Origin of the sequence: Dechloromonas denitrificans (assembly GCF_001551835.1) — a bacterium.
Lineage (GTDB): Bacteria > Pseudomonadota > Gammaproteobacteria > Burkholderiales > Rhodocyclaceae > Azonexus > Azonexus denitrificans.
Window position 1 is genome coordinate 280,961 of record NZ_LODL01000005.1, and the last position, 14,796, is coordinate 295,756.

The window sequence follows — 14,796 nt, forward strand, 5'->3', positions numbered from 1 at the left end:
GTGACGAAACCTCAAATCACCGATGACATCTTTGAGACCATGTTAGCTTCAATCAATAACCCTCGCCTTAAACAGTCCCTGGAACGCGTTAAGGATGCCTGTGACTTCCTTGAGAAGTCCCAGGGGGCTATCTCTCCAACAGCGGTTGGAAGCTACTGCTCAGACCGCTGGAAAGGACCTAAGACACAGTCTATCCGGAATTCTCAAGACACTTTGTTCCGCTATCTTCAAACAAGGATGGCTAAGCAAATACTACCCGTCACGGCAAAAAAGCAATCGTTTGAGCCGGTCATCCGCGACGAGACTGTACGGGCCTATGTGACTCTGCTCAAGACTGAGCGTGACGAAGCGATAGGGCTCAAGAATCGCATCATTGCCGGCCTTCGGAGTTTGCCTGGCATTCCGATTGATGACCTGATTGCTTCTGGCTTCAGGCAGGTTGCCGCCAGCAAGAAGGACGAGGCAGCCGTAAGCAACGAGGTGCGTGAAGCGCTGTCACGGTTGTTTACTGAAAGCAATCTTGCCTCGGTTGGCCTGGAGCTCTATCGTGAGAGACTTCGCCATATCACCACGAAAAAGGTACTACTTGAGAAGCTTGACGTTGAGGCGCTGATTGCGCTCATTCGGGCACCAAAGAGCCCTCTCGGAGCGGCAGCACTGCCGGCCCCGGGGCACGAAAACAACGCCCTCTGAAATCCTGTCTTGGTTGAGTAGTTGCATAACTTGTTATAGGCTACGTGTATACAAGGCGTGTAAGCAAATAGTTGCTTTTTTAGGGGCGATTGTTCCGGAACTGGCCTACGACCGTTCCTGCACCGTGCTCTTCGGCACCTCGACCTTCCTCGGCAACTACGCCAAGTTCGCCCATCCCTACGACTTCTATCGCCTGCGCTACGTCGTCGCCGGTGCCGAAAAGCTGTCGGAAGCGGTGCGCAGCCAGTGGTTCGAGAAATTCGGCATCCGCATCTTCGAAGGTTACGGCGCCACCGAAACGGCGCCGGTTCTGGCGGTCAACACGCCGATGGCCTACAAAACCGGCACCGTCGGCAACCTGCTGCCGGGCATCGAGTATCGCCTGCAGCCGGTGTCCGGCATCGAGCATGGCGGCATCCTGCACGTGCGCGGCCCGAATGTGATGTCCGGCTATCTGAAGTCCGACCAACCGGGCGTGCTGCAGCCGCCGCTCTCCGAACTCGGCGACGGCTGGTACGAAACCGGCGACGTGGTGCAGATCGACGACGAGGGCTTTCTCAAGATCGTCGGCCGGGTAAAGCGCTTCGCCAAGATCGCCGGCGAGATGGTCAGCCTGGAAGTCGCCGAAAAGCTGGCGACGGCCAGTTCGCCCGACAAGCTGCATGCCGTGTCGAGTCAGCCCGACGCCAGCAAGGGCGAGGCGCTGGTGCTGTTCACCACCGATGCCGCGTTGAGCCGCGAACTGCTGGCCGCCAAGGCGCGCGAACTCGGCGTGCCCGAGCTGGCCGTACCGCGCAAGATCCAGCGCGTCGAAGCGCTGCCGCTGCTCGGCACCGGCAAGATCGATTACGTGACGCTGAAACGTCTGGCGGAGGCGGCATGAGGGCCGACCGTCGGCGTTTTCTCGGCTGGCTTGCCGGTGCTGCCGGGCTGGCCGCCGGCGGCGGGGCGCTGGCCAAGCCGCTGCTGGTCAATCAATGCCGCGTCGCCATTCCGGCCGGCTTGATCGACAGCCCGTGGCTGCAACAGGCGTGGGCCGACGTTGATCCAGCGCAGTTGTGGGACTGCCACGTCCACCTGGCCGGCATCGGCGATGGTGGCAGCGGTATCGTGGTCGGGCCGCAATTGTCCTCGCCGCTGCATCCGTTGCACTACGCCCAGCGCCTGTTCTACATGAATGCCGGTTGCGCCCACGAGGCGCCGGGCAAGGTCGATCAGGCCTATGTCGCGCGTCTGCTCAACCTTTGCGATGCGATGCCGGCCGGCTTCAAGGTCATGCTCTTCGCTTTCGAGCGCTTTCACGATGGCCAGGGTGAGGCGCATCCCGAGCACTCCGCCTTCTACGTGCCGAATGCCTGGGCCGCCAGGCTGGCCAGGGATTTCCCGGCGCGCTTCGAGTGGGTCGCCTCCTTGCATCCCTACCACGCGGCTGCGGTCGACGACCTGAAACAGGCGATTTCCCAGGGCGCCCGCGCCGTCAAATGGCTGCCCGCCGCGATGGGCATGGACCCGGCTGCGGCCCGTTGCGATGCCTTTTACCGTGTGCTGGCCGAGAGTGGCACGCCGCTGATCGTTCATTGCGGCGAGGAAAAAGCCGTCAAAGGCAGCGATACGCAGGCCTTCGGCAACCCGCTGCGCCTGCGCCGCGCGCTCGATGCCGGGGTCAAGGTCGTCGTCGCCCATTGCGCCTCGCTTGGCGACGATCTCGACGACGCTGGCAAGCCGCATTCCAGTTTCGACCTCTTCCTGCAACTGATGGCCGAGTCGCGCGCCAAGGGGCTGCTGCACGGCGATCTCTCGGCCATCACCCAGCGCAACCGGAAACCGGCCTTGATTCGCACACTGCTCGAGCGCGGCGACCTGCACGATCGCCTGCTGCATGGCTCCGACTACCCGCTGCCCGGCATCGTGCCGCTGACCTCGACCGCTTCCCTGGCGCGCGCCGGCTTGCTGCCGAAAGCGGCAGTTCATGATCTCGACATCCTGCGCCAGCACAATCCGCTGCTCTTCGACTTCACCCTGAAGCGCCTGCTCAACTGGCAGGGTCATTCCTTCTCTCCGGCGGTCTTCAACACCCGCCGACTTTTTGCTGCGAGCCACGCATGAGCGGACAATTCGGACTTCTCAAACAAAAGCGCTTCGCGCCTTTCTTCGTCACCCAGTTTCTCGGCGCCTTCAACGACAACCTGTTCAAGAACGCGCTGGTCGTGCTGCTGACCTTCCAGGCGGCGCAATGGACGACGCTGCCGGCCGAGTTGCTGGCCAACCTGGCGGCCGGCATCTTCATCCTGCCCTTCTTCCTGTTTTCGGCGACCGCCGGACAACTGGCCGACAAGTACGACAAGGCCATGCTGGCCAGATTGGTCAAGGTGCTGGAGATGCTGATCATGGGCATCGCCGCCGCCGGCTTCTTCCTGCACAGCCTGCCGGTGCTGATGGGGGCGCTCTTCCTGCTCGGCCTGCATTCGACGCTGTTCGGGCCGGTCAAGTACGCCATCCTGCCGCAGCACCTGCACAGCGACGAGCTGGTTGGCGGCAATGCGCTGATCGAGGCCGGCACTTTCGTCGCCATCCTGATCGGCACCCTGGCCGGCGGCCTGCTCGCCGGCTCGGTCGAGCATCCGGCCTGGATCGCGCTCGGCGGCTTCGTCGTCGCGGCGGCCGGCTACCTGACCAGCCGTGGAATTCCGGCGGCGCCGGCGCCGGACCCGGGGCTGGCGATCAACCTCAATCCGCTGACCGAAACCTGGCGCAACATCAATTTCGCCCGGCAGAACCGCACGGTTTTCCTGTCCATCCTCGGCATCTCGTGGTTCTGGCTGTACGGCGCACTCTTCCTCGCCCAGTTCCCGGTCTATGCCAAGAACGTGCTCGGTGGCGGCGAGTCGGCGGTGACGCTGCTGCTGGCCACCTTCACGGTCGGCATCGGGATCGGCTCGATGCTTTGCGAGCGGATGTCCGGCAAGCAGGTCGAAATCGGCCTGGTGCCTTTCGGCTCGATCGGCCTGACGCTGTTCGGGCTCGATCTCTATTTCGCCTCGCCGGTCGGCCTGGCCGGCACGACGCCGCATCAACTGCTCGCCTTGCTCAGCATTCCGGCTGTCTGGCGAGTGCTGGTCGACCTGATGCTGCTCGGCGCCTTCGGTGGCTTCTTCATCGTGCCGCTTTATGCGCTGGTCCAACTGCGCAGTTCGCCGGAGCACCGGGCCCGCATCATCGCCGCCAACAACATCCTCAACGCGCTGTTCATGGTGGTCGGGGCGCTCGGGGCGGCGGCCATGCTCGGCGCCGGGCTGTCGATCCCGGCGCTGTTCGGCATCGCCGCCCTGCTCAACGCAGCGGTGGCGATCTACATCTACGGGCTGGTGCCGGAATTCCTGTTGCGCTTCATCGCCTGGCTGCTGGTCAAGGCGGCCTACCGGCTGCGCAGCGAAGGGCTGGAAAACATTCCGAGTGAAGGCGCCGCCGTGCTTGTCGCCAACCATGTCAGCTTCGTCGATGCGGTGGTGATCATGGGCGCTTCGCCGCGGCCGCTGCGCTTCGTGATGGACTACCGGATTTTCCGCATTCCTCTGCTCAGCTTCATCTTCCGCCACTGCGGCGCGATCCCCATCGCCTCGGCCAAGGAGGATGCGGCACTGATGGAAAAAGCCTTCGCCGAGGTGTCGACCGCGCTGGCCAACGGCGAATTGGTCGCCATTTTTCCGGAAGGCTATATCAGCCGCGACGGCGAATTGCAGACCTTCCGCCCCGGCATCAGCCGCATCCTCGCCGCCAACCCAGTGCCGGTGGTGCCGCTTGCGCTGTCCGGCCTGTGGGGTAGTTTCTTTTCACGGATCGACGGCGAGGCGATGAAAACGCCTTTCCGGCGCGGTTTGTTTTCGCGGATCAGCCTGCGGGTCGGGGCGCCGCTCGCTGCCGCCGAGGCGACGCCGGCCAGGTTGCAGGCCACGGTGCTCGCCTTGCGCGGCGAGCAGCGCTAAGGCCGGCGTGCTACCCGGTGCCCAGTTCGCTGCGGGGTTTCTGCTCGGGGGCTTTGTCGAGGGGCTGCGCTTCGTCATTCGGCGCTGACGGGCTTGGCGTCGCTGGTGCTGCAGCAGGGGGCGTTGCCGGTGTGCCGCGCGGCGGAGTAGCGGGCGGAGGTGGGGCTGGGGATTTTTCGCCGCTAGCGCTCACTGCGTTCTCGGCGGCCTTGTCCGCCGCCTTCGCGCTGGGCTTGTCGAGCGGTTTTTCCGGTTTCGTCTCTGCAGGCTTTGCCTCGGCGCTTTCGGCCGGCTTGTCCGGGCTCGCTTCCTTGTCCGCGCTCTTGTCGTTCCCGGCCGCAGGGACGGGAGCGAGTGGAGCATCGTCTGTCGCAGCAGCCTTTGCCTGGTCGGGAGCCTTCTCGGGGGGGCGTCCGGCGCTATTCTGCCCGCCCGGCCAGCCGCCGGGGCAGGTGTTGTCGTTGCGGGCGTCGAGTTCCGGGGTCAGGATCGGGCCCATGGACTTGAGAATCTGCACCGGCAGGGCGGAGGTGAAGCGGTATTTGGCGGCATCCGGCCCCATCACATAGGCGGTCAGCGTGCCGAAGTGGCGCGGGCCGAGGTAGAAGACGAAGGTCGCCGTGCGGTTCATGGCGACACCGCGCGCCGCGCCCCGGCCGAGGACGATGCGGTTGTCGCCGGTGCCGGTCTTGCCGCCGACGGCGAGCGGCGTCCCGTCGGCCAGTTTGAAGGCTCCGGACAGGCGGCGTGCCGTGCCGCCCTCAACCACTTCCGACAGCCCGTTGCGCAGGGCGGCGGCCACTTCCGGTGCCATCACCCGTTCGCCAGTTTCGCCGTTGCTGGCAAAGCGGCTCTCGTAGGGGGTGCCGACGGCGAAATCGAGGCGGTCGATGCGCCGCGTCGGCTGGCGGATGCCGTTGTTGGCGATGATGCCCATCAGTTCGGCGAGCGCGGCTGGCCGGTCGCCGGAACTGCCGAGCGCGGTGGCCAGCGAGGGCACCAGGTGGCCGAAAGGATAGCCGACGCGGACCCAGCGGCGGTGGATGTCGAGGAAGGCTTCGACTTCGAGCATGGTGTAGATGCGTGAATCCTGGGCCCCCTTGAAGCGGGTGTTGAACAGCCAGCGGTAGACGGCCTGGCGCTCTTTGGCGCTGGCCTGGACCAGTTCGCTCCAGCTGCTCTCCGGATGGGCCGACAGGTAGCCGACCAGCCACAGTTCGAGCGGATGGACACGCGCCACGTAGCCGCGATCCGGCAGGTCGTAGGCGGCTGGCCCGTTGCGCTCGTAGAGGCGGCCGACTTCGTCGCTGCTCAGGCGCGCCCCTTCCAGGCGCTGGCGCAGGAAGTTTTCCAGCTCGGCCGGCGTCGCCTGCGGCGACAGGTAGCGAAAGACGGCGGCCAGCCGGCTGGCGTTCGGGCGCAGGCCATCGAGGAAGACATCCTGGATTTCGGCCGCTTTCTTGCCCCGGTACTTGTGCCAGAAGCGGCGCAGGAAGACCTGCCCCTCCTGGTCGGCGAAGCGGGCGAGGTATTCGGCGCGGCGCGGATCGCTGGCTTTTTCCAGCAGCTGCGCACTGCTGCCCGGCACCTGGTACATGGTGTGGCGGACGACGTCGCGCATCAGGCGGACGAAGGGCAGGTTGATCGAACCCTGCAGCGCTTCGCGCACGGTGACGACCCGGCCGTCGTCCTCGTGGCGGAAGTTGTTGAAGCTATGGACGCCGCCGCCGGTGAAGAATTCCTCGCCGGGGCTGGCCGAGTAGCTGCGGGCCAGGGCCGCCTGCAGCATGGCTGGCAGTTCGCGGTCCTTGGCACTGAGCAGATAGTCGATCGCCCAGCGGGTCAGGCGGTCGCGTTGTTCGACCGGCAGTTTGCGCAATTCGGCGGGCGTCTGCCCGGCAAAGCGCTGGTGCAGTTCGGCGACGATTTCCAGATAGGTGGTCAGCACTCGCAGCTTGGCGGTGGAGCCGAGTTCCAGCTTGCTACCTTCGTTGATGTCGAGCGGCTGGTCGGTGGTGTCGGTCTGGACCCGCACGCGGTTGCCGGCCGGCGTGCTTTCGACCAGCGTGAAACTGTAATAGACGCCATTGAGCCGGCCCGGGTCGAGCATTCGTTCACCGAGCAGGCCTTCCTTGCGGGCCACCTCCGGTTCGTCCAGGCGGCGCAGGAAGCTGGTCACTTCCTGCTGCAGCTTGCCGTTCAGCGTCGTCCCGACCTCGGCATCGTAGCGGTCGAGTTCGTACAGCGACGCATCGAGCAGGCCGGCCAGGCGGTTGCGGATGGCCATCGCGCCCTTGCCGGCATCGGCCGGCAGCAGTGCCGGGTCGGTCGCCTGGTTGCGGAATTGCAGCGGCTGGGCCAATGCGGCATCGCGTAGGCCCGGGCTGATCACACCCTGCTCGGCGAGCAGGCGGACGTAGCTTTCCGACAGGCGGGCCAGGCTGTCGTGCCCCTTGGTCGACAGGTAGTAGGTCGGGCGGCGGTGGGCGATCATCAGCGCCACCACCTGGTGCAGTGCCCGGCCTTGCTCGGCGAGGCGGGCACCTTCGGCTTCCGGTGCGGCGAGCAGCGCGTTGACCTCGTCGAAGTCGGCGCCGAACCACACCCAGAGGCCATCGCCCAGGCCGTTGACCTCGCCGAAGGTGGGCGCCGCCGAGAGCGGTACGGTATTCAGGTAATCGAGCAGCAGCGTGCGCCGGGCCGGCAGCGTCTGCTCGCCATCGCGGTAGGCACGGACACTGGCCGAGGCCATCTGGCGCAGCTTCTCGCTGCTGTTCGGTGTCACGCCGTCCGGCGAATGGCGGAATTTCTCGATCTGCGTCGCCAGCGTGCTGCCGCCCGGGGCGTCGAAATCGTCGTTGACCATCCGCCCGATGCGACCGATGACAGCGCGAGCGAAGCGTACCCAGTCGACCGCCGGGTTCATGGTCGGCCGGGATTCGTCGAGCAGGTCGCGGTTCTCGATATACATCAGGGCCTGGCCGATGCGCGGCGGCACGGCGTCAAAATCGGCATAGGCCCGATAGGGGTAGCGGAAGCGGTACAGCGTTTCGCCCCGGCAGTCGGTGACGGTCAGCCCGGCCGAAGTCTTTTCGCGGTAGGGTGGAAAGTAGCCGCGCCCGGTGTAGTTGAGCAGGGCTTCGGAAAAGCGGGCCTGTCGGGTTAGCTTGAAACCGTTGGCGTTCAGGCGGCTGGCGAGCTTTGGCAGTTCGCTGTAGCCCATGCGCTGCTCGAAGGGGCCGTGCGTTGGGAAGCGGATGGCGTCACTGGCGCCGTCGACCATCCGGTAATCGAGGGTTGCCGCGTAGCGGGCCAGATGGGTGGCCTGCAGGCGGGAGGTTTCGATTTCGTCGGCAACCCACAGGCCGGCAGCGGCGAGCAGGGCGACGACAAGGCCACCGGTCAGCCAGTACCGGCGGCGGGGGGCGGGTGCGTTGGGGCGCATGAGATGTTTGTGTTTGTTGTCGGCTTTTCTGTCATCAGTATATTGGCATCGCGCCCTTGTGGGGCGTTTTGATTGTTTTGGGTGTTGGCCGCCGGCGGCAGGGGCGAGACCGGTAAAATGCCCGCTTTTGCTTTCGCCGCCTTGCCATGATCTCTGCTTCAAGCATTCCCGCCGCTGTCGCTGGCGGGCACCAAGGTAAAATCGACCGATGAACTGGCCTGCGCTCAAGGAAAAACTCGATCTTTACGAAAAGCTGATGCGGCTCGACAAGCCGATCGGCATCCTGCTGCTGCTCTGGCCGACGCTGTGGGCACTCTGGCTGTCGGCGCTGGGCAAGCCGAACTGGGTGGTGCTCTGGGTGTTCGTGCTGGGGACCGTGTTGATGCGTTCGGCCGGCTGCGTCATCAACGACTATGCCGACCGCGATTTCGACAAGCATGTCGAGCGGACCAAGGAGCGCCCGCTGACGGCCGGCAAGGTCACGACGAAGGAAGCGCTCACTCTCTTTGCCGTCCTGTCGCTGATTTCGTTTGGGCTGGTCCTGATGCTGGGCAACCAGCTGGTGATCTGGATGTCGGTGCCGGCCGTCTTCCTGGCCGCCAGCTATCCCTTCACCAAGCGCTTCTTCGCCATCCCACAGGCTTACCTCGGCGTCGCTTTTGGCTTCGGCATCCCGATGGCTTACGCCGCCCACCTCGGCAACGTGCCGGCCGAAGCCTGGTGGCTGCTGCTCGCCAATGTCTTCTGGGCGGTCGCCTACGATACCGAGTACGCCATGGTCGACCGCGACGACGACCTGAAAATCGGCATCAAGACCTCGGCCATCACCTTCGGCCGCCACGACGTGGCGGCGGTGATGTTCTGCTATGCGATGACGCTGGCCATCATCGGCTGGGTCGGCTGGACGCTGCATCTGGGCTGGGCCTTCTACGCCGGGCTGGTCGTCGCGGCCGGTATTTTCGGACTGCACTACACCTGGATCCGCGGTCGCCAACGGATGCCCTGTTTCAAGGCCTTCCTGCACAACAACTGGGTCGGCCTGGTGATCTTCGTCGGCATCGTTGTCGACTTCCTGCTTGCCGGCCGGAGCTTCGGATGAACGCCCCGGTTTTTGCCCTTTTTGCCCCGTGGACCGCAGCATTCGCCTGCGCCGACTGTCTTTTTTCGTAGCGGACCCGATGAAATATCACGACTTGCGCGACTTCATGTCGCAACTGGAAAAGACCGGCGAACTGAAGCGCGTCGGCGTCGAGGTCGATACCCGCCTCGAAATGACCGAAATCTGCGACCGTGTGCTGCGCGCCGAAGGGCCGGCCATCCTCTTTGAAAAGCCGAAAACGGCGTCGATCCGACATACGATACCCGTGCTCGCCAACCTGTTCGGCACGCCGAAGCGCGTCGCACTCGGCATGGGCGAGGAATCGGTGCAGGCGCTGCGCGAAGTCGGCAAGCTGCTCGCCTATCTCAAGGAGCCGGAGCCGCCGAAAGGGCTGAAGGACGCTTGGGACAAGCTGCCGATCCTGAAGCAGGTGCTCAACATGGCGCCGAAGAAGGTGTCGAACGCGCCCTGCCAGCAGGTGGTCTGGGAGGGCAAGGATGTCGATCTGGCCAAACTGCCGATCCAGCATTGCTGGCCGGGCGACATCGCGCCGCTGATCACTTGGGGCCTGGTCGTCACCAAGGGGCCGCACAAGAACCGGCAGAACCTCGGCATCTACCGCCAGCAGGTGCTCGGGCCGAACAAGGTGATCATGCGCTGGCTGGCGCATCGTGGCGGGGCGCTGGATTTTCGCGACCACCAGCTGGCCAATCCTGGCCAGCCTTTCCCGGTGGCGGTGGTGCTCGGCTGCGACCCGGCGACCATCCTCGGCGCCGTGACGCCGGTGCCGGACAGCCTGTCCGAATACCAGTTCGCCGGCCTGCTGCGCGGCGGCAAGACCGAGCTGACCCAATGCCTCGGCTCGGCGTTGCAAGTGCCGGCCTCGGCCGAAATCGTCCTCGAAGGCGTCATCCATCCCGGCGAGATGGCGTTGGAAGGGCCGTATGGCGACCACACCGGCTACTACAACGAGCAGGCCGAGTTCCCGGTGTTCGCCATCGAGCGCATCACCATGCGCCACGACCCGATCTACCACAGCACCTACACCGGCAAGCCGCCCGACGAGCCGGCCGTATTGGGCGTCGCGCTCAACGAGGTCTTCGTACCGCTGTTGCAGAAGCAGTACCCGGAAATCGTCGATTTCTACCTGCCGCCGGAAGGCTGTTCGTACCGGATGGCCATCGTCAGCATCAAGAAGCAGTATCCCGGCCACGCCAAGCGGATCATGTTCGGCATCTGGAGCTTCCTGCGCCAGTTCATGTACACCAAGACCATCATCGTCGTGGACGACGACATCGATATCCGCGACTGGAAGGAAGTGGTCTGGGCGATGACGACGCGCATGGATGCGACGCGCGACACGACGCTGGTCGACAACACGCCGATCGACTACCTCGACTTTGCGTCGCCGGTGGCCGGCCTCGGTTCCAAGATGGGGCTGGATGCGACCAACAAGTGGCCGGGCGAAACCAGCCGCGAGTGGGGGCGACCGATCGTCATGGACGACGGGGTCAAGCAGCGGGTCGATACGATGTGGCAGGAACTAGGCCTTTAGGACGAATTGACCCGCGGCTCGGCGGCTTGAGAGAATCCGCTCTCCAGTTGGAATCGAGATACGGAACACGGTGCGAATCCGTGGCGGGCCCGCCGCTGTAACCGGGGACGAAGGCTGCATGGTCGCCAGACCAGCCACTTGCGGGGCATACCCCGCCGGGAAGGCGCAGCGCTTCGGCTGATCCGGAAGCCAGAAGACGAATCGATACCGAGTATGGAGCCAAGGCAAGGGCTCCGTCTGAGCGCATGCGACAAGCGTGTGCTCAGACGGAGCCCTTTTTGTTTTTTGTCTTCCCGAGGAGTGGAAAATGTCCCAAACCATCAAGCAAACCGTCAACGCCCCGCAAACAACCACGAGCCAGAACGCGCCCGTCGCACCGACCATTGCCGTGCGCAAGAGCTGCAATCCGGACGGCATCGGCCTCTCGCACTATGTGCTGATGGACCGGAAGGCGGCCAAATGAACGCTGTGCTTGCCGAGCGTGCCGCCCGCGGCACGCTTTTCCAGCCGGTCGATATCGGCCACCCGCTCTATGCCGCGGTAACCGATCCGCAGACTGCTTTCTGGGCGCTGGTCGACAAGAACAAGGTTCATGAAGCCAATCGCGACCCCGACCTGCTCGCCGCCTACGGCGCCAAAGCCGGGCAGTTCGAACAGGAGTTGCACGCCCTGCGCTTCGGCCTGAAACCGTCCGGCGTTTATTTGAACCCGACCGAGCGCTGCAATCTCAACTGCACCTACTGCTATCTGCCCGATACCCAGCGCAGCAGCGGCACCCACATGTCGGCCGAGATACTGCATGCCTCGCTCGGCAAGCTGCGCGATTATTTCCGTTCGGTGATGCCGGCCGACCGCAAGCCGCGCGCCATTTTCCACGGTGCCGAGCCGTTGATGAATGCGCTGGCGGTGTTCGAGGCGATCGATGCCTTCGCCGACGATTTCGTTTTCGGCCTGCAGACCAACGGCACGCTGCTCGACGACAAGGCGCTCGATTTCCTGACCTCGCGCAATGTCAGCATCGGCCTCTCGCTCGACGGCCCGGTGGCGGATATCACCGATGCCACCCGGCGGACCTGGGGTGGCAAGAGCGTGCACGACAAGGTGCTGCGGGCGATGGAGAAATTGCGCGGCTACGGCTCATGGAGCGTCATCACGACCTGCACGACCGAAAACCTGCCCTACCTGACGCGCATGGTCGAACTGTTTCACGCCCACGAAGTGCCGACCTGCATGCTCAACACCTTGCGCTGCACCTTGCCCGGGGCGCGCGGCGTGAAGCCGGCCGACGGCGACATGGCCAAGGCCTTCTTCGCCGCGATGGACCGGACCTACGAGTTGTACCAGGAAAGCGGCCGCAAGCTGATGGTCGCCAATTTCGCCAATATCCTGATCGGCATCCTGGCCCCGACGGCGCGCCGCCTGATGTGCGACATCTCGCCCTGCGGCGGCGGCCGGGCCTTCTTCGCGCTGGCCGCCGACGGTAGCCTCTACCCGTGCAGCGAGTTCATCGGCCTGCCGCGCTTCAACGGCGGTAGCCTGCTGCTCGGCGGCGTCGAGGCGGCGCTCGATTCGGCGGCCTTCCGCGAGGTGACGACGCGCGATGTCGACCGGTTCAGCCCGTGCGGCGACTGCGCGATCCGTCATTTCTGCGGCTCGCCCTGTCCGGCCGAAGCCGTCGAGATGAACGGCGGCATGGACAAGATCGGCGCCTTCTGCGATTTCTACAAGGAACAGGTCAATTACGCCCTGCGCCTGATCGCCGACGGCAAGGCCGACGACTATCTGTGGGATGGCTGGGACGAGGGTACGGAAACCGTTTTCGCGCTGAGTTGAGCGAATGCCGGCGGGCGCTTTAGTATGGCGCCCTCCAGCATTTTCCAGGCATCGTCGGCCATGCATTCCCGTCTTGTCATTACCGCCACCGATCTGGCCCGGCCCGAGCACGCCGCGGCTTTCCTCGATCTGCTCGACCATTACGCGCACGACCCGATGGGCGGCGGCGAGGGGCTGTCGGCTTATGCCAGGGCCAATCTGGTGCGCGAACTGCAGGCGCTGCCGACTTTTCACGGCGCCCTGGCCTTCCTTGACGGCGAGGCGGTCGGCCTGATCAACTGCTTCGCCGGTTTCTCGACCTTTGCCGCCCGGCCGCTGCTCAATATCCACGACATCGTCACCCGCGCCGAACGGCGCGGCCAGGGGGTCGGCCAGGCGCTGCTGCAGTGGGCCGAAGGGCGGGCCCGCCAGCTTGGCTGTTGCAAATTGACGCTGGAAGTGCTGTCCAACAATACGCGGGCGATGGCATCCTACGAGCGTGCCGGTTTCGCGCCCTATGTGCTCGACCCGGCGGCCGGCAACGCGCTGTTGCTGCAGAAATATCTTGAGGAGGCCAGAGATGCCTGAGCAACTTCCCGTCCCCGACCTGCAAGGCGTGCGCCCGTCGCTGGTCCAGCTGACCCACGTCATCTACGGCCTGCATGCCGTCGCCGTGCTGGTTGGTGTCACTTCGGCGGCGACCGTCGCCGGCGGCTTCGTCTTCGGCCTGCCGTCGCTGATTGCCGTCTTTCTCAATTACCTCAAGCGCAGCGAGGTCAGCGGCACCTGGCTGGAAAGCCATTTCCGCTGGCAGATCCGCACTTTCTGGTTCACCGCGCTGTGGCTGGTGATCTACGGCCTACTGATCATCACCATCATCGGTATTCCGGTCGCTTTCCTGCTCATCGCGCTGCTCGGCTTGTGGGTGATCTACCGCGTCGGGCGTGGCTGGGTGGCGCTGTCGGGTGTGCGGCCGATTGGGGATCACCTGAGCTGACCACCGCTTCTTACCAATGCCGACCAGTGAATATCAGGAAGATGAGCAGCTCGGCATAACGACTATACAACCTTCATCAGGCAGAGATCGGCCAACTGCGGACATAGCGACTGTGAAAAGTCGTCAGGCTCGAACGGCGGGTAACTGATCCTTAAGCCGCCATCAATCACTTTATTCATCAGTCTCTTGGTCGGCCAAAGCCGCCCTTGGGCCTCAGGCCAGCATCGGGCTGCAATGCGCCAGTTACCGGCCGCTCAGCTGCTGATTGCAGTCAATGGCCGCTTTCGTCATCGGCGTAGGACGGCACCCGACCCAAAGCGGTATTTTGCGAGTTAGGAAAGCGGACGTTCTGAACGCCCAGGTTAACCGTCCGCGATGAACCGACAGTTAGTCTCTTCAACTATGCTGAATTGGTGACGAGCGCTCGACAAGCCCACCTTGGTAAGAGCAAATCATGAAACGCTTCCATCGGCGTCGGTGCTTTATAAGGTTCAGATTCGGGCAAGCGAAATGCATGCTTGGACTTCGCTTCGTAGACTACTAGGCCAAGTGCCGTTGGAGCCAAAGAAAACTCGGGTGGCCCCTCAAGCGCGGTGATGGCTTCCGTACGAAATGCTCCGCTGGGGTCTTGAACAGCTACTGCTAAGTCACGCGCAAATTCTCTGACACGATCAGCCGTTAGCGTTACCTTGGTGGGTGTTGCTGCTGAAGTAATCCCCATACCGGGTCCCATATAGGCAGTGTTGTTGATCATCAAACTAGGGGAGCAGCCGTTAGACCTTAGCGCGTGGATTTCCTCCTGCGTATGCCTTCGATTGGGTGAGATGCCATGGAGCTTGAACTGATCCATGTAGCGCGGCCAGTTTTGAGCAACCGTTTCAATAAGCTCTGGGTTTGCGAACCCTTCTTTGGACGGATGGCGTAGCACATCAATGAACGCAACCAAGTTGCCGCCAACCAGACAAAATGCAAGATAGTCTGCAGAACGAGAAAAATATTGCTCGCGTGGAATTGGCTCGCTGCTTAGATGGAGGTGGTAAATGCCCCGGTCGGCCCAAAGTAAGTCTGTTCTCGTGTCATGACGCTCCCCGCTAAAATCATTTCGCAGTATTAGTCCTCGGCCCTGATACGGGTTTATGTCTCCGCCAGTTTTTATTAGGGTGTGTGGACAATCAGGCGAGCCAAATTAGAGCGGCGGCGATAGAAATGAAT

General features: G+C 63.8%; 12 protein-coding genes and 1 riboswitch. Of the genes, 10 read left to right on the forward strand and 2 right to left on the reverse strand.

Annotation, left to right across the window (positions count from 1 at the left end; genetic code table 11):
- The 4 genes from AT959_RS02285 (at nucleotide 1) to AT959_RS02300 (ending at nucleotide 4,676) form a co-directional block, all read left to right on the forward strand.
- Nucleotides 1-693: a hypothetical protein gene (locus AT959_RS02285; RefSeq protein ID WP_066880119.1), complete on the forward strand. Its 693-nt coding sequence runs from the start codon at nucleotides 1-3 to the stop codon at nucleotides 691-693.
- 124 nt (nucleotides 694-817) lie between these two features.
- On the forward strand, nucleotides 818-1,576 hold the full coding sequence (locus AT959_RS02290) for an AMP-binding protein (protein WP_240481669.1): 759 nt from the start codon (nucleotides 818-820) through the stop codon (nucleotides 1,574-1,576).
- Nucleotides 1,573-2,799, forward strand: coding sequence for an amidohydrolase family protein (locus tag AT959_RS02295; protein ID WP_066880121.1), 1,227 nt, complete (start codon nucleotides 1,573-1,575; stop codon nucleotides 2,797-2,799). The genes AT959_RS02290 and AT959_RS02295 overlap by 4 nt, the downstream gene beginning before the upstream one ends.
- Nucleotides 2,796-4,676 (forward strand): MFS transporter, encoded by a 1,881-nt coding sequence (locus tag AT959_RS02300; RefSeq protein WP_066880123.1) that lies wholly within the window; start codon nucleotides 2,796-2,798, stop codon nucleotides 4,674-4,676. Before AT959_RS02295 ends, AT959_RS02300 begins: the two co-directional genes overlap by 4 nt.
- Nucleotides 4,677-4,686: 10 nt before the next feature.
- Here AT959_RS02300 and AT959_RS02305 read toward each other — a convergent pair whose 3' ends face one another.
- Nucleotides 4,687-8,121 carry a transglycosylase domain-containing protein gene (locus tag AT959_RS02305; protein WP_083518158.1) on the reverse strand — a complete coding sequence of 1,145 codons (3,435 nt, stop codon included), beginning with the start codon at nucleotides 8,119-8,121 and terminating at the stop codon, nucleotides 4,687-4,689.
- Between the two features lie 208 nt (nucleotides 8,122-8,329).
- Here AT959_RS02305 and ubiA point away from each other — a divergent pair, with 208 nt between their 5' ends.
- The 6 genes from ubiA to AT959_RS02330 all read left to right on the forward strand — a co-directional run bounded on the left by ubiA (nucleotide 8,330) and on the right by AT959_RS02330 (nucleotide 13,584).
- The gene (gene ubiA, locus AT959_RS02310) at nucleotides 8,330-9,220 is read left to right on the forward strand and encodes a 4-hydroxybenzoate octaprenyltransferase (RefSeq protein ID WP_066880125.1); all 891 of its coding nucleotides are present in this window, start codon (nucleotides 8,330-8,332) and stop codon (nucleotides 9,218-9,220) included.
- A gap of 79 nt (nucleotides 9,221-9,299) precedes the next feature.
- Nucleotides 9,300-10,775, forward strand: a complete 1,476-nt coding sequence (ubiD, locus tag AT959_RS02315; protein WP_066880127.1) for a 4-hydroxy-3-polyprenylbenzoate decarboxylase — start codon at nucleotides 9,300-9,302, stop codon at nucleotides 10,773-10,775.
- Nucleotides 10,776-10,837: 62 nt separating this feature from the next.
- Nucleotides 10,838-10,973, forward strand: a riboswitch (cobalamin riboswitch).
- Nucleotides 10,974-11,082: 109 nt separating this feature from the next.
- Nucleotides 11,083-11,238, forward strand: a complete 156-nt coding sequence (gene cbpA / locus AT959_RS20230) for a modified peptide precursor CbpA (protein WP_083518159.1) — start codon at nucleotides 11,083-11,085, stop codon at nucleotides 11,236-11,238.
- Nucleotides 11,235-12,608, forward strand: coding sequence for a peptide-modifying radical SAM enzyme CbpB (cbpB, locus tag AT959_RS02320; RefSeq protein ID WP_066880129.1), 1,374 nt, complete (start codon nucleotides 11,235-11,237; stop codon nucleotides 12,606-12,608). The genes cbpA and cbpB overlap by 4 nt, the downstream gene beginning before the upstream one ends.
- A 60-nt stretch (nucleotides 12,609-12,668) precedes the next feature.
- Nucleotides 12,669-13,175 carry a GNAT family N-acetyltransferase gene (locus AT959_RS02325; RefSeq protein ID WP_066880270.1) on the forward strand — a complete coding sequence of 169 codons (507 nt, stop codon included), beginning with the start codon at nucleotides 12,669-12,671 and terminating at the stop codon, nucleotides 13,173-13,175.
- Nucleotides 13,168-13,584, forward strand: coding sequence for a DUF4870 family protein (locus tag AT959_RS02330; RefSeq protein WP_066880131.1), 417 nt, complete (start codon nucleotides 13,168-13,170; stop codon nucleotides 13,582-13,584). The genes AT959_RS02325 and AT959_RS02330 overlap by 8 nt, the downstream gene beginning before the upstream one ends.
- A gap of 400 nt (nucleotides 13,585-13,984) precedes the next feature.
- On the opposite strand, the gene AT959_RS20865 is transcribed toward AT959_RS02330, so the two are convergent.
- Entirely contained in the window at nucleotides 13,985-14,530 is a 546-nt protein-coding gene (locus AT959_RS20865; protein WP_157651182.1) for a hypothetical protein, read from the reverse strand.
- Between the last annotated feature and the right edge of the window lie 266 nt (nucleotides 14,531-14,796).

Coding starts and splice junctions, on each gene's coding strand:
- AT959_RS02295 (WP_066880121.1), top strand. CDS start 1,573: ATGAGGGCCGACCGTCGGCGTTTTCTCGGCTGGCTTGCCGGTGCTGCC.
- AT959_RS02300 (WP_066880123.1), top strand. CDS start 2,796: ATGAGCGGACAATTCGGACTTCTCAAACAAAAGCGCTTCGCGCCTTTC.
- AT959_RS02305 (WP_083518158.1), bottom strand. CDS start 8,121: ATGCGCCCCAACGCACCCGCCCCCCGCCGCCGGTACTGGCTGACCGGT.
- ubiA (WP_066880125.1), top strand. CDS start 8,330: ATGAACTGGCCTGCGCTCAAGGAAAAACTCGATCTTTACGAAAAGCTG.
- ubiD (WP_066880127.1), top strand. CDS start 9,300: ATGAAATATCACGACTTGCGCGACTTCATGTCGCAACTGGAAAAGACC.
- cbpA (WP_083518159.1), top strand. CDS start 11,083: ATGTCCCAAACCATCAAGCAAACCGTCAACGCCCCGCAAACAACCACG.
- cbpB (WP_066880129.1), top strand. CDS start 11,235: ATGAACGCTGTGCTTGCCGAGCGTGCCGCCCGCGGCACGCTTTTCCAG.
- AT959_RS02325 (WP_066880270.1), top strand. CDS start 12,669: ATGCATTCCCGTCTTGTCATTACCGCCACCGATCTGGCCCGGCCCGAG.
- AT959_RS02330 (WP_066880131.1), top strand. CDS start 13,168: ATGCCTGAGCAACTTCCCGTCCCCGACCTGCAAGGCGTGCGCCCGTCG.